Here is a 14370-nt window from a genome sequence, read left to right as displayed (position 1 = left end):
TCATGGGGGAAAATAGTGCAATCATTACGCCGCATTTGGGAGCCGACTTTCGGTAGCCCCCGAATGGCGCTTCTGAGTGTGACTTTATTGGTCGCCACACCCTTGATCATGCTGCCGGGCGGTCTCTACAGGTTCGTTTTGCCAAAACTCGCCATTTTGTTGCTCGCGTTGTTCCTGGGTCTCCTTACCCCGGCAACGTCAAGACTCGGACGTCCTACTGTGCTGATTTTGGCAGCCATAGTGGGGACATATGTCATTGCGGCATTGAGTTCCGAGGATCTGTTGGCTGCATTTGTTGGACGGTGGCCGCGGTATGAGGGCCTGCCTGTCCTGCTCTTATACGTGGGCTTGTTGGCGGTAGGGGCGCGTGTATTGGGCGGTTCCTCCGCTGCAAGAAGCAGGCAGTATCTGGTCCATGGACTGTGCTTCAGCATGCTCATTCTGGCGCCCATTGCAGTGGCCGAGGCGGCTGGTCTCCGACCCCTTGGTGGTGCCGACGACACACGACCCGGGGCGACGTTGGGTAATGCCACAGATCTGGGCTTGGCGGGATTGGTCGCTTGCCTGCTGCTTCTGCCCACGGCGTTATGGTCAAAGAATAAATTGGCACAAATAGGAGCGGCAGCGGCAGGGGTAGTAACTGTCACTTCCGGTTCCCGCGCCTGCATCCTCATTGTGGTTATTTGCGGAATTCTGCTCTTCGGATTCAAGGCATTTCAGCTGTTCAAATCAGGAAGGCCCGTTCACGCGATCGCTGCCGTCGCAGGATTCATGGGCGTGGCAGCAGTTTTGTCATGGTCCATCCCGTCCGTTGCGGAACGCTTGTTCAGCATGGAAACCGTTACGGGTCGCGTATACCTCTGGGAGGCATCCCTTCAAACCCTGTCCAGCAACGCGTTCCTGGGACTCGGAGCAGGGCAATTCGTGGACGCATTGCCTTCTCACCTATCCGATGCCTTCGCCAAGAACGTGGGTACTGATTTCCCGGCGGACAGCCCGCACATGGTCCTTCTCCAGCTGGTCAGCGCAGGAGGATTGTTCTTCCTTCTTTCCGTAGCTGCGGCTGTGTGCACGGTCATCGTGATCGGCTTCAGGCGTATCCGCACCGCACCATTGAACGAGCACAAACTGTTTCTGATCGGTGCGCTGGTGGCCATATGCGGCTACGGATTCGCACTCATGACTCACTTCACCTCACCGGGAACCACCGCGCTGGTCTGTGTCCTCGCTGGTGCCATTCTTGGAAATGCTCCCGTGCTGGAGGGACCCGCAAAGAGTCGGCGGGATAAAGCTCTTGACGTAGCTCGCCTATCAGCAGTTGGGTTGGCGCTGGTAGGCGCGCTCCTAGCTGGCGTCGCGGCAAGCGCGGAAATACCCATGAAGTCCGGTACTGACTTGGCCGCCGGAGGTGATATTCCGCAAGCGACTAAGGAGTTCGAACAGGCAAAGACCCTACGGCCCTGGGACCAAGACATCGACCTTCTTGCCGCACAAGCATTCGCTGTCCGCGCCGTCACGGGCGATACCACAGCGGCAGCAGCCGCTACCACCTGGGCGAGGGCCGCCGTCGAACGTAACCCGTCCTCCATGGAGGCACTGACCGCACTGGCCATCGGACAACTGGGGACCGGCGACGTTCCAGCCGCGCGGAAGACGCTGGACACGCAGATTGACCGTTCGCCGTGGACGTCGGAGCCCCACCTTCTACGGGGACTCGCGAAAGCCAGCGGCCAGGACATGGAGGGTGCCATTGCAGATATTGAACGTGCTGCGGCCCTGACCCCCAAACCGGAGCGAGCGCTGAACATCCTCTCGGAGCTGTACATCGTGTCGGGCCAGCCCGACAAAGCCGCTGAAGTAGAGGAACGGCTGACCCGGGCCCGTTAGACCCGAAATTGGAGTAACCGGATAATAACGCTATCTTTTTGAATATCTACTAATCAGTAGATGAAAATGGGGGCGGGGTTCCGCCAAAAAGTGCGGAAAGTAGCCATAAGTGCGCCATAAATACGGACGAAGACTCGTAATTCCAGGGCTTAGCCTTGCCTTATCGGCGTTCATGATGATCGGAATGATTCCGGCCAATGCAGCTCCGGTAACTCCCGTAGAGCCAGTGGTTGTCTCGGAAGCCGCGACACAAACCCAGCCGACCGTCGTTACGGCACAAGATAGTGGCCCATCGTTCCCGGCTCCGGCCACATCTCCTTTTGCCGACGTCTCCACATCCCAGCAGTTCTACGCTGAGATGGCGTGGTTGGCCAGCGCGGGCGTCAGTACTGGATGGTCCGAGGCCAATGGGTCGAAGACTTACAGGGCCTTGCAGGCGGTCAACAGGGACGCGATGGCGGCCTTCATGTATAGGCTCTCTGGCAGTCCAGGATTCGTTCCTCCGGCTGAATCACCTTTCGCTGATGTGTCCACATCCCAGCAGTTCTACAAAGAGATGGCGTGGCTGGCGTCCAAAGGCATCAGCACCGGCTGGACCGAAGCAGACGGTTTCACCAAAACCTACAGGGCACTACAGCCTGTAAACCGCGACGCCATGGCAGCGTTCTTGTACCGTCTGGCGGGAAGCCCCGACTACACAGCACCGGCAATCTCGCCGTTCGCCGACGTCGCCACCTCCCAACAGTTCTACAAGGAAATGGCATGGCTTGCCTCCACAGGCATCAGCACCGGTTGGACCGAAGCCAATGGCTCGAAGACGTACCGGGCGCTGCAGGCCGTCAACCGTGATGCCATGGCAGCGTTCATGTACCGCTTCCACCTGAACACAAGCCCGCTGACCATTGCGAACGACCACTTGATGGACGGCATCGCCGGAGTCAGGTACCTCGAGCAGCTCACGGGGGCCGGCGGATTCGGCTCCTTGGTGTGGAATGCAACTGGCCTTCCCCAAGGTGTCACCCTTTCACCCACAGGTGTGCTGTCCGGTTCTCCAACAGCCACAGGCGACTACCCGGTCACTGTCACAGCCACTGATGATTCCGGACTGACGCTATCGCGGACCCTAAGCCTGAACGTCCCGGAAGCCGCGCCCGAGGAATGCGCGGGCAAGCCCTGCGAGATCCTGGTGCCCCAGGAAAACACGGTCCACGTCCCCGGGGACAACATCGTCGCCGTCAACAGGGACCCCGCATCGAACAACATTGTCTCGGTGGAGCTCACGGCCGTCGATGTGACCGTGGGCCAAGTGCTGACTCTTGACCCTTGGGCCAATCTCGAATCCGGTGCAATACTCAACGTCGACGACGTCCAGATGACCGCTGACAGGACGCTTTTGGTGTCGGTCTCCACAGCCAACCTGTCCGCGGCTTACTCCGAGGGCACCGTTCATTTCACGGATGAAGCAGCAGTAACCACTTCACTTGGAGAATCCGAAGCGCTCACCACGCCCTTCGCTGGAAAGGAACCAGTCCCGGCACCGAAGAAAATACAGTGTGAAGGCGGAGCGACAGCAGACCTCAAGGGCCTGTCTGTTACGCCGAACATGAAACCTTCGCTTTATGCCGATTGGAAGCCCTTCTTCGGCGGGCTCCACCAGCTCCAGGCAAACATCGAAGGCTCCATCACCGTCAACCTGGGAGCAGCTGTTTCCGGGGAAGGCGTCTGCACCGTGGAGGGTCCCGAGGTCAAGGTGACCGTCCCCTCAGGCGCAGGTGCCATCGTCATGGTGGCCCAGCCGTCCCTGACGTTTGAAGTCAACGGCAAGCTGGACCTCAGCACCTCCGTGACCCTCAAATGCGGCACCTCTTACCAGTGGAGGGACGGCCAGGAAAGCCGGGCCGCTACGTGTGGCACCGAGCACGAGCCGCTGGGCCTTTCCAGCGATTCAGGCATCGAAGCGACCCTCACGGGCGCAATCGATACACGCGTCACCTGGGTGGAAATTGTCGGAATTACGGGCCAGCTTAATGCGTCTGTATCTGCCGCGTACCACCCAACCGAAGACCCCATGGCAGAGCTCAAGGGCCAAGTTGGTTTTGAACTTGGCGCCTGCCTCATCTGCTTCTTCGACGGCGGTCCCAACGTGACCATCTACTCCGGCACGATCTATGAAAAGACCATTGCCTCCTGGTCCACGAAGCCCCCAGCCCCTGGGGCTCCTGCTGCAGAGGTGCCTCCGACGGTTGCACCTCTGAAAGTGCTTTCTACTTCATTGCCCAGCGCGACTGTTGGGAAGACATACAAAATAGGCCTTGCGGCCAAGGGCGGGACTCAGCCTTACACCTGGACGATTTCGAAGGGGACGCTTCCTTCGGGTCTCGCTCTGAATTCCGGAACCGGAATAGTCTCGGGTGTCCCAACTACGGTGGCAACTGCCGACATCACCGTTACAGCCACGGACACCTTGGGCGTTGTTGCATCAGCACCCTTGACCTTGGTTGTGAACCCCACCCCGCCGCGCGGCGATAAGGTCCTCGTATATGCCGATGGTGACGAGGGGTATGGAATAACGAACGTCGCCAAAACTCTCCGTGCCGCCGGCGCGGAGGTTGTGGAAGCGACCTCCCTCCCTGCTGACCTGAGCGGCTACAAGTCAATTTGGAACCCCTCACGCTACGGTTGGAGCGATGCAGACGAGCGCCGCGTAGCCAGCTACGTAGCTGACGGCGGAGCGGCCTACCTCACGGGGGAACGTCCATGTTGCGAGGCTCTGAATGCCAGCGTTCAGAACGTCCTCCGCCATGTACTTACCGATCAGAACGTTGTGGTGGGGCAGATGGGCGATGTGACGGGAACCTTCTCGTTCAATCCTGCTGCCAGCAACGAAATCACCAAAATGCCCAACGTTCTCACCACTTTTGACCCCGATGCACCCGGAGCCATCAGCGGAATGGGTGGTGTGGACGCCCGGAACGTTTTCGCTCGAAGTGAGAGCGTGGCCATCGGAGGCGTCTGGGCCGAAGGGGATATGAAGACCGGACGAGGGCGCGTAGTTGTCTTGATGGACATCAATTACCTCGAGTACGACGCTAGAACGCCGATCATCCAAAACATCCAGCACTTCCTGTCCAAGACACCCTGATTCCATCTTCAAAGCGGCCGGCCCTTGTCATACCAAGGGCCGGCCGTTTGTGGTGTTCGGGGGGCTTTTTCTTCGTTGAGAATTGCGCTGTCCTCGAATGGGGAGTTCGACGACGGGGTGTGCCTTGGAAAGCGTAACCACCACTACCGCCAGGGCCTTGAACAAGGGCAGTAAGACGGCCGGTCAGGAACGTTGTTCGTGACCGGCCGTCTCAGTGATGGATCTAGCTGGGGTTGTTGGTGTTGTAGCGGTACATGAAGGCGGCCATGGCATCGCGATTGACGGGTGTCAGAGGGCGGTAGGTTTTGGAGCCGTCCGCTTCGGTCCATCCGGTGCTGATGCCTTGTGCTGCGAGCCAGGTGATTTCCTTGTAGAACTGGCTAGTGGCGGGTACGTCGGTGAAGGGTGAGGTCGTTGGGGGAGTGAAGGGGGGTTTTCCAGCGAGCCGGTACATGAACGCGGCCATGGCATCGCGATTGACCGGTGTCACAGGGCGATAGGATTTGGAGCCGTCCGCTTCGGTCCATCCGGTGCTGATGCCTTGTGCTGCGAGCCAGGTGATTTCCTTGTAGAACTGGCTGGTGGCGGGTACGTCGGTGAAGGGTGAGGTCGTTGGGGGAGTGAAGGCGGGTTTTCCAGCGAGCCGGTACATGAACGCGGCCATCGCATCCCGGTTCACGGGTGACAGCGGTCGGAACGTTGTGGACCCGTCGGCTTCGGTCCATCCCGTACTAATGCCTTGCGTGGCCATCCATGCGATTTCGGTGCTGAACTGGGCGCCAACGGGAACGTCCGAAAAGACCGGGACAGGTACTGTTTCAGATTCCATCATCAGATCTGCCACCATTTGTGTCCCCGCGTCGGTTCCATCGGTAGCCCATATCCGAGCGTGCGCACTCCCGCCTGAGTTTTCGGACGTGGGAATGTCTCTGCTGCCGAGGAACCATAGGGATTCTCCGACAGTCCGGCTGTAGTACCAATCGGAGAATCTGACGGAGGTGGTCGTGGTGCCTGTGCCTTCGAGCAGCTGAAGTCGTGTAGTTCCGCTCTGTGTCCCGTCGGAGACCCAGAGGGCCTGCCGGCTGTCTGCAGCCGTGGTTTCCCAAAGGGGGAAGAAGACTTTTCCAAATGCCGGAAGCATCGGCCACACGAAAGTCCGGCCGAGGTTCACGGGAGTTTGGCCGCCGGACATGCCCCAGAGTCCTCCTTTGTGCTCTGAAGCAGGAACTGATGGGCCGTTGTAGGTCTGGTTGAACAATATGGTGGACCCGGAACCTCTAAAATCTTGGATGCCATGGTTAGCGGGCGCCTGGTACACGACATCGAACGAACCGTTTGCGCAATCAGCTTTGCGGACGGTTCCTTGGTTGGTGCCCATGGCGATGTACAGGCCATCCGAAGCCGGGACGGGTTGTGCATAAGGGGAACCCGACTGCAGCTCTGTTGAGAGCCGGCGGGTCGTGCCGCTGTCCGTGGTGCACCAGAGGGTGTCCTGGAATGCTTCGATGATGTTCAGCGTGAGGTCGGTGCCCGAGGGCAGAGCGGTATTGAGCGTTAGCTGGAATTCGCCCACGAAATAGGGAGTATTTTCGAACTGTCCGGCTCGCGCCGTGCCGAGCTGTTGTCCGGTGGAATCCTTAACAGCGATCAGGGATTCGGGTGGGGCAAAGCCGCTGATGACGGTTTTGCCTGCAGCCGCCGTGGCTGTGGCGCTGGGTGCATCCATGCGGCCGTCAACGTAGTCGTAGTAGGTCGGAGCCGATGTCGCTGCTCCACGGGTGGCAATGAGTGTCACGGTGCTGCCGGCAGCGACAGGGGTTGAGAAATCTATCTTGCCGCTACCTTGTGGATCCGTGGTCACTTGGCCGAGTGGTGTCCCGATACTGTCGTAAGCCGTGACCAAGTCACCGGCGGTCGCCCGCACCAAAATAGTGCCGGTGTTGGTCCCTTGCGTCAGCGCTTCAGGTGCCTGGACGACAGCGCCGATGCGGGCGGTGCCGCGCTGGGATTGGGCGGGTAGGCTGTCGTTGACCGAGAAGTAGTAGCTGTCGTCAACGGCCGCCAGTACGGATATGTTCCGGGCCTCGGAGGTGGGCGGTTCGAACAGGACCCTTGTGCCTTCCTTGGTGCCGTTGCTCAGCCAGGTGGCTTCTGTGAACTCGTCTCGGAAGAGAGCCCCGGTTTCCGAAGTGACCCGGGGAGCCGATGAACCATCCGGATAGGTGTTTGCCACCAGGACCGTTCCGCCGACGGTGCCATCCGTGGCCCACAGTTCGCCCGATTGCCCAGCCCAGTTCAGGGCGTTGTAGTAGAACGCTTTTCCCTTCCAAACGCTGAAACCGGAATCGGGCTCTAAGTTCGGGACGATGGGCTGGGTTCCCTGCGCGGTTCCATCGGAGGCCCAGAGGTCCGTCCGGTTGGTGTCCGGGTTATTCACAAAAAGGACGAGCTTGTTGCCTGCCACGGCCAAGCTTTTGGCTTGGTCGGTTTGGCCGGGATCAAGGTCGGTCAGTTTGGTGGTTCCGGCGGCGGTACCGTCCGAGGTCCACAGGGTTTTGTTGGATCCGCCGTCTTGGGTCGGATCGTCAGGGGCGAGGAAATAGGCACGATCACCGAGGGTCACTAGTTCAGATATTGCCGCCTGCGAATCAGGGCCGTTGCCGAGACTGAGGATCCGCTTCCCGGGTTCATCGGATGTTCTATCGTGGACCCATAGTTCTTGCGACGCAGTGTGGCCCCAGCCGTTGGACCCGTCCGTGGCTGTGGTGGCCTCGTCGTAGGTTTTAACCCCGACGGTGAAGAAGTCTTTCGTAGCGGTGTTGGCGCTTTCTCCCAACCACGGGAATCGGTGGGTCGTTGTCGCAGCGATGGCTTCCGTTGGCTCGAGTCCCGCGATAAGGCCACCCACAGACAAAACGGCGAGGGCGGCCGCCACCGCCTTCGGTCTGACACGGTCGGTGACGTTGCTCTTTGTTGCTTTTCTGTCCGAAACTTCGAGCCGAAACCGGCCCGGCGATCTACCCCTCATTAAAGGCTCCTATTTCGATGCGAACGAAGAGGCCGCTTACCTTGCGACCGTGCTCGTGATCCTAAGTTGCGGAAGAGGGTTAGTCGACACGCTGTACTTATGTGAAGCGGAGTTTCATGTCCGGGCATTCGCCGCGGAGGACTCGCGGCCTGTTACCCCGAGAAATCCAATAAACCGATACGCTGGAAGCTGTTTTTTGCGTCCTAAACCCTTTCGTCCTAAACCCTTTTGCGTCCAACCACCGGAGTGCCGTGCGAGTCGTAGTTCTTGGAGATATTGGTCAGCCCGTTTATCACGTGGGCGACGAAGCTATGACCCATGCCGTAGTGGACGAACTACGCGCCCGGGGAGTTTCCGACATTGTCCTGCTGTCCCGGGATCCGGAGCAGAGCACCCGAATTTTCGGGACTTCCTCGGTGAAGACACTGGAATTCCCGTGGCCTCCGCACAGGCGCGAGACGTACCTCCGGGAAATCCGTGCCATCCTCGCGGGCGACATGACTGCCCTCCCCGCTGAGGATCAGGTCCATGCGCTCATCGAGACCATGAAGACTTGCGACGGCGTGGTGATCGCCGGCGGCGGGAACATGACTTCGCCCTACGGCTGGCTGCTCTATGAGCGGGCGGCCGTTGGAGCCATTGCCAATGCCTTGGGTAAGCCGCTGGTTATTTCCGGACAGACAGTTGGACCCGTCCTCACGGGACCCGATTACGACACAGTGGTCGAGCTTTTCCGCTCAGCGACGCTCACCAGCGTCCGCGAGCAGACCTCCTGGGAGCTGATGCGGAACGCGGACGTGCCCGCAGGCTTGACGCTCGACGACGCGAGCTTCCTTGAGGTCGACCACGACCCTGCAACGGGCATTGAACCGGACCAAACCACCTACAAGCCCCAACCTGGCCGACCATTCCTGGTAGCCACGTTCGCGCCCGGTACCGGTGCCATGGATAAGGGCGCTTTCAACCAGCGCATCGCTGAGGTGCTGGACAGAATCGCCGACGCCGGGAACCTGGACGTCGTGATGATCCCCCACATGTCCCACCCGGGCCAGGCGGACATCGACATCGAAACCCACCAGGACATCCGGCAAAGGATGCATACGGAGAACGTGGTGGTCTGCGGCCAGCTGTCCGCTGAGGAATCCGCGTCGCTGACAATGCAGGCCGGGTTTGTGGTGGCGAGCCGGTACCACCCGATTGTCTTCGCACTGTCAGCGGGTGTTCCTTGCCTGGGCATCGCCGTGGATTACTACGGCGAGGTACGTATCGGCGGCGCACTGGCGAACTGGGGCCTCGGCCACGCCATGCGTTCCCTGCGGCACCTGGCCACTCCGGAATTCGATACGTACATAGATCAGTTGTGGGCCGGCCGCGATGACATCAGTGCCTACCTGAAGCAACTCAGCCGGACGCAAGGCGAGTTCCAACGCGCCTGGTGGGACGCCGTCGTCGAGACTTTGAAGGGGGCCAAGCCAGAGGCGCCGGTCCTTGAAAGTCCGGAACCGGCGTTCCTCGAACTCGCGTCCGGTGAGCATCCGTCCGTGGCCAAGCTGACGGCCAACAATGAACTGCACATCGGCCACCAGTCGGTAGAGCTCTTCGGACTGACCCACGTCCTGGAAGACACCCGGGGGAGCCTAGGCGCTGTGGAAGCGGAGCGGGACCGGTTGCGGGGCGAACTGAACGGACTTACTGAAGCGCTCTCAGCAAGGAACTCGGAGCGCGAGCAACTCCAACACGAGCTTCAGTCGCTGAAGTCCTCTTTGTTGGTGCGTGCTGGCCGAAGGCTCAGGCTGCTCCGGCGCTAAGGAACATCCGCCAGCCTTCCAGCGTTCGTCCGGGTTCCGTGGGTAGAGTGGAGGCCTGAACATCGCCGGATTGCAGTGGATACGGAGCACGAATTGTCAGCTTGGCTAGAACTCGGACCGGACAACTACGTCTTGGAAACCGAGGGATCGTTACTCAACACCGGACTTGTGGTGGGCTCTGAGCTCGCCATGGTCATCGACACCGGCTGCGGTCCGCGCCAGGGCCGCGAGATCCTCGCTGCAGTCCGCGAAAAGACCCAGCTTCCGCTGGTTGTGGTGAACACCCACGCGCACTACGACCACTTCTTCGGCAACGCAGTATTTGCCGACGACGGCGTCACGGAGTTTTGGGCGCACGCCAATTGTGCGGCGACCATAGAACGCGACGCCGACAACCAGCGGCGCTTCGTGGCCACCAACGAACCTGAGATGGCAGCGGGGGAGGGCGACGCCGTCGACATCGTTGTCCCCAACGCACTGGTCCACGACCAGCCTGTCCTCGTTGACCTTGGCGGCATTACCGCCACGCTTTTCTACCTGGGACGCGCGCACACCGACGGTGACCTTCTTGTTGGCACCAGCTCCACGCTGTATGTGGGGGACTTGGTTGAACACGGCGCGCATCCGTCGTTCGAGGACTCCTATCCGGAGGAGTGGGCGGACGCGCTGCGGCACATCTCGGCCTTGCGCCACCGCTACGAGTTCCTGGTCCCGGGCCACGGCAGGCCCGTCAGTGATGAGTTCGTGAAAACCATGGCGGACACCATGAGCACCGCAGTCCGGCAGGCAACACAGTCCATTCGCGACATGCCTTCCGACGCCACCAAGGCCATTCCTGTGCTGCCTTACGGTCCGGAACAATCCCGTTGGTTTATCAAACGGCTTCAGGAAACCAATGCCCAGGGACGTTCGTCATTAGGTACTCCGGACTTTGGGCCCGGTAAAACGGGTTCCTACCCTTCTTAAACAAGGTTCCTTACAAATTTGTCATCTTGTTTACTCTCACCCATGGACTAATGGCTTAGTCCCGTCCTAGGATGAAGGCGACCATTGGTTCGCGACTACCTGGGGGTGTCGAGATGAAGGGTTCACGCGTTTTCCCGCGTGCTACCAGCATTCTCCGCTCTGTCATGGTCGCGGGCGCCGGTACCGCAATCTGGATGGCCCTCTCCGCTTCGGCCGCGAGCGCAGACACTGGAACTTCCGACAAAACCCTTTTGGGCAGTGTCGCGTCCTCCAGTTCCGTCAGTGTTCCGGTGCCGAACGTGCCCCTGCCGAACCTGGTCAAAGGATTAGTTCCGACCCAACAGATCAACGTTCACGTGCCAGCGGTGACGCCCATCGCGGAACATGTTGGGGGCACGGTTGATCATGTGGTTGCCGAGGTTCCGGTAGTCAACCAAGTGGTTCCTCCGAACACCGCCGGAACCGTGGTGAACACTGTCGTGGTTCCGGCCACTGACACCGTGGATCACACGGTCAACGTTGTTGTTCCGCCGGTAAATCAAGTTCTGGAACCCGCTCGTTTGGAACCCGTTACAGACGCGGTAAACCCGATCGTGGAACCGATTGTCGGCGTGGTGGACACCGTTCTGGCACCCGTCGACGCCATCGTCCCGCCGGTAACAGTCCCACCTGTTACGGTCCCGCCCTTGGTCGTGCCGCCTGTTACGGCACCGCCGGTTGTTGACCCCGGGACCTCTCCGGTGGCCGGGATCCCGAATGCGCCAGGCAGTGGCGTTTCAAATGTCCCCGCTACGGCGGACGCTGGCGCTTTGGCGACTACCGGCGTCGAAAGTTCAACGGACGCAACGCTTCCGGAGCCCAGCAAACTGGACGTCCAGGCGAACCCTTCAGGGGTGGTCGCTGAAGCTCCAGCGATGCTGACACCCACCCGCAATTTTGGTCCTACTGGGATTACCGCGGTGCTCGGCGGCGCCTCCTCAGCCGCCGATCCCGCGTCGCCCTCGAGGCTGCCCACGGACCCTGCGACCGCACCCGCCGGCCTCACGGGAGCCGGTTCCGGCAACTCCCAAAACGGTCCGCCCAGCCAGGCAGCCGCCTTCCTTCACGACGCACTGATCATTCCCGTAGACGCTCTTCCCGGCCTGGAATCGGCCGATGCTGAACAACATCCAAAGCCGGTCTGCTTCGACCCCGGCTCTTCTCCTGACTAGTTCCCCAGCCGGCCGCGCAGCACTTCGCGGCAGACGGTCATTCGGGCGATCCGTCACTCGGACGTCCTTGGGAACAAGGCCTTCAGGAGAGAATCAAAATGAACACGACCATACGCAAGTGCCTCATTGGCACATGCTTTGCCGGGGGCATGATCGTCCTCAGCGCTACTGCGGCAAACGCCGCGGACACCACCAGCGGCAAGGACGGACTCCTTTCCGGAACGCAGGTGGTAGCGCCAGTAACAGCGCCGGTCAGCCTCGGCGGAACATCACTTGGACTGTTGGGGGATTCAGCAGCTACGACGTCCGCGTCGGCACCTGCTGCAGGTTCAGGGTCCGCTACAGCGCCGGCGGCCAGCACCAACGGCGCGAACAGCATCGGCTCCGGAACGCAGGTAGTTGCTCCGGTAACGGTGCCCATAAACCTGGGCTCGTCGTCAGTGGGTCTGCTGGGGGGCTCCACTGAGGCGAGCTCAGCCACACCTGCCGCTCCTGCTTCAGCGGCAAGTTCGACGCCGGCAGCCAGCACCAGCGGCTCCAACGGTATCGCTTCGGGAACCCAGGTTGTCGCACCGGTGACGATCCCCATCACGGTGGGTTCGACGTCGGCCGGTGTACTTGGCGACTCAGCTGCCACATCGGCAGCACCAGCTCCTGCACCAGCACCAGCTCCTGCTCCGGCCCAAACGCCGGCGCAGGCAACGACGTCGGGGGGAGAGGGTATCGCGTCCGGCGCTCAGGTAGTGGCTCCGATTTCGGTCCCTGTTAACATCGGAGCCACTGCCGTGGGTGTTGGCGGAGACTCGTCCGCTACGAACACCGGCACAACCGGCGGAACTGCGGCTCCGGCGGGAACGACATCCGGCAGCAGCACTTCCGGTTCGGATGGTGTTGGTTCGGGGACTCAGGTAGTTGCTCCGATTACGGCTCCGGTGAATCTTGGTTCGACCTCGGCTGGTGTGTTGGGTGACTCTTCGGCCACGAACGGCAGCACCACGGCCGGAACTTCGGCCCCGGCGGGTACCACCTCCGGGAGCACCACGTCGGGTTCGGATGGTGTTGGTTCGGGGACTCAGGTAGTTGCTCCGATTACTGCTCCGGTGAACCTTGGTTCCACCTCGGCTGGTCTGTTGGGTGACTCTTCGGCCACGAACACCGGCACCACGGCCGGAACTTCGGCCCCGGCTACGTCGGGTGCTTCCACGTCGGGTTCGGATGGTGTTGGTTCGGGGACTCAGGTAGTTGCTCCGATTACTGCTCCGGTGAACCTTGGTTCGACCTCGGCTGGTCTGTTGGGTGACTCTTCGGCCACGAACGGCAGCACCACGGCCGGAACTTCGGCCCCGGCGGGTACCACCTCCGGGAGCACCACGTCGGGTTCGGATGGTGTTGGTTCGGGGACTCAGGTAGTTGCTCCGATTACTGCTCCGGTGAACCTTGGTTCCACCTCGGCTGGTCTGTTGGGTGACTCTTCGGCCACGAACACCGGCACCACGGCCGGAACTGCTCCGACGGGTACCACCTCCGGGAGCACCACGTCGGGGTCGGATGGCATTGGTTCGGGGACTCAGGTAGTCGCTCCGATTACTGCTCCGGTGAACCTTGGTTCCACGTCGGCTGGTCTGTTGGGTGACTCTTCGGCCACGAACACCGGCACCACCGGCGGAACTGCTCCGACGGGTACCACCTCCGGGAGCACCACTTCCGGCAACGGAGGACTTCTCTCAGGCACTCAGCTGGTCATCCCGATCACTGCTCCTGTCACCGTTGGTTCCACCTCGGTGGGCATCGGCGGCGGCTCGGCCGGTACCGTGAACCCTCCGGTTGTGAACCCTCCGGTTGTGAACCCTCCGGTTGTGAACCCTCCGGTTGTGAACCCTCCGGTTGTGAACCCGCCCGTCGTGAACCCGCCTGCTGCCGGTGGCAGCCCTAGCGCCGGTGGAGAAACCGGCAGCAACACCCCGGCTGCAGGCTCAACCGGCACGACTGTCGGAGTACAAGCCAGCACACCTGTCGGCACCCATGCCGGCACCGTAGTAGCCGCTGGTAACACCCAAGGTGCAGTGACCGCGGCAGTCTCAACCGCCGTCGGAAGCGCCAACACCTTGGCCAAAACGGGACTGAACGGAACCTGGGTTCTCTGGGCAAGCGCCATGCTCCTGATGGGCTTGGTGCTCGCAGCAGCAGGTCGCCGGAAGGCAGTGGCTAACCTCCGCTAAGCAAGGGAAGCAATCTCATCTCGCATGTAGTTGTTGCGGCTCCGGCTTCCCGGAGCCGCAACAACTGCGACCAAGCAGCAGACTTGTGCGCACCCGTACCCGCCGATCG

Annotated in this window: 7 protein-coding genes; 6 read left to right on the top strand and 1 reads right to left on the bottom strand. The window is 61.0% G+C overall.

The features are described 5' to 3' along the window. The first annotated feature begins 78 nt into the window (after positions 1–78). Positions 79–1887, top strand: a complete 1809-nt coding sequence (locus KCX59_RS16830; RefSeq protein WP_370629249.1) for a polymerase — start codon at positions 79–81, stop codon at positions 1885–1887. Between the two features lie 172 nt (positions 1888–2059). Further along, positions 2060–5029 carry an Ig domain-containing protein gene (locus tag KCX59_RS16825; protein WP_179019878.1) on the top strand — a complete coding sequence of 990 codons (2970 nt, stop codon included), beginning with the start codon at positions 2060–2062 and terminating at the stop codon, positions 5027–5029. 223 nt (positions 5030–5252) lie between these two features. Here the strand turns inward: KCX59_RS16825 and KCX59_RS16820 are convergent, their stop codons facing one another. Continuing rightward, positions 5253–8057 (bottom strand): S-layer homology domain-containing protein, encoded by a 2805-nt coding sequence (locus tag KCX59_RS16820; RefSeq protein ID WP_179019522.1) that lies wholly within the window; start codon positions 8055–8057, stop codon positions 5253–5255. 251 nt (positions 8058–8308) lie between these two features. Between KCX59_RS16820 and KCX59_RS16815 the strand changes: the two genes are divergently transcribed. From KCX59_RS16815 to KCX59_RS16800, 4 genes are all read left to right on the top strand, one after another. Continuing rightward, a complete protein-coding gene (locus tag KCX59_RS16815) occupies positions 8309–9865 on the top strand; it encodes a polysaccharide pyruvyl transferase family protein (RefSeq protein ID WP_370629250.1) in 1557 nt (518 codons plus the stop codon). A gap of 93 nt (positions 9866–9958) precedes the next feature. Continuing rightward, entirely contained in the window at positions 9959–10831 is an 873-nt protein-coding gene (locus tag KCX59_RS16810; protein ID WP_218649808.1) for an MBL fold metallo-hydrolase, read from the top strand. Positions 10832–10944: 113 nt separating this feature from the next. Beyond that, complete coding sequence (locus tag KCX59_RS16805) at positions 10945–12042, top strand: hypothetical protein (RefSeq protein ID WP_178997430.1); 1098 nt, start codon at positions 10945–10947, stop codon at positions 12040–12042. Positions 12043–12140: 98 nt separating this feature from the next. Further along, the gene (locus KCX59_RS16800) at positions 12141–14261 is read left to right on the top strand and encodes a beta strand repeat-containing protein (protein ID WP_179019526.1); all 2121 of its coding nucleotides are present in this window, start codon (positions 12141–12143) and stop codon (positions 14259–14261) included. The last annotated feature ends 109 nt before the right edge of the window (positions 14262–14370 follow it).

This window comes from Paenarthrobacter nitroguajacolicus, assembly GCF_051027655.1.
Classification (GTDB): Bacteria; Actinomycetota; Actinomycetes; order Actinomycetales; family Micrococcaceae; genus Arthrobacter; species Arthrobacter nitroguajacolicus.
This window is presented reverse-complemented; position numbering and strand designations above follow the sequence as displayed.

Bases quoted from the DNA above. Each gene is read 5' to 3' on its own strand.
- KCX59_RS16820 (WP_179019522.1), bottom strand. From the start codon at position 8,057: ATGAGGGGTAGATCGCCGGGCCGGTTTCGGCTCGAAGTTTCGGACAGA.
- KCX59_RS16805 (WP_178997430.1), top strand. From the start codon at position 10,945: ATGAAGGGTTCACGCGTTTTCCCGCGTGCTACCAGCATTCTCCGCTCT.
- KCX59_RS16825 (WP_179019878.1), top strand. From the start codon at position 2,060: ATGATGATCGGAATGATTCCGGCCAATGCAGCTCCGGTAACTCCCGTA.
- KCX59_RS16800 (WP_179019526.1), top strand. From the start codon at position 12,141: ATGAACACGACCATACGCAAGTGCCTCATTGGCACATGCTTTGCCGGG.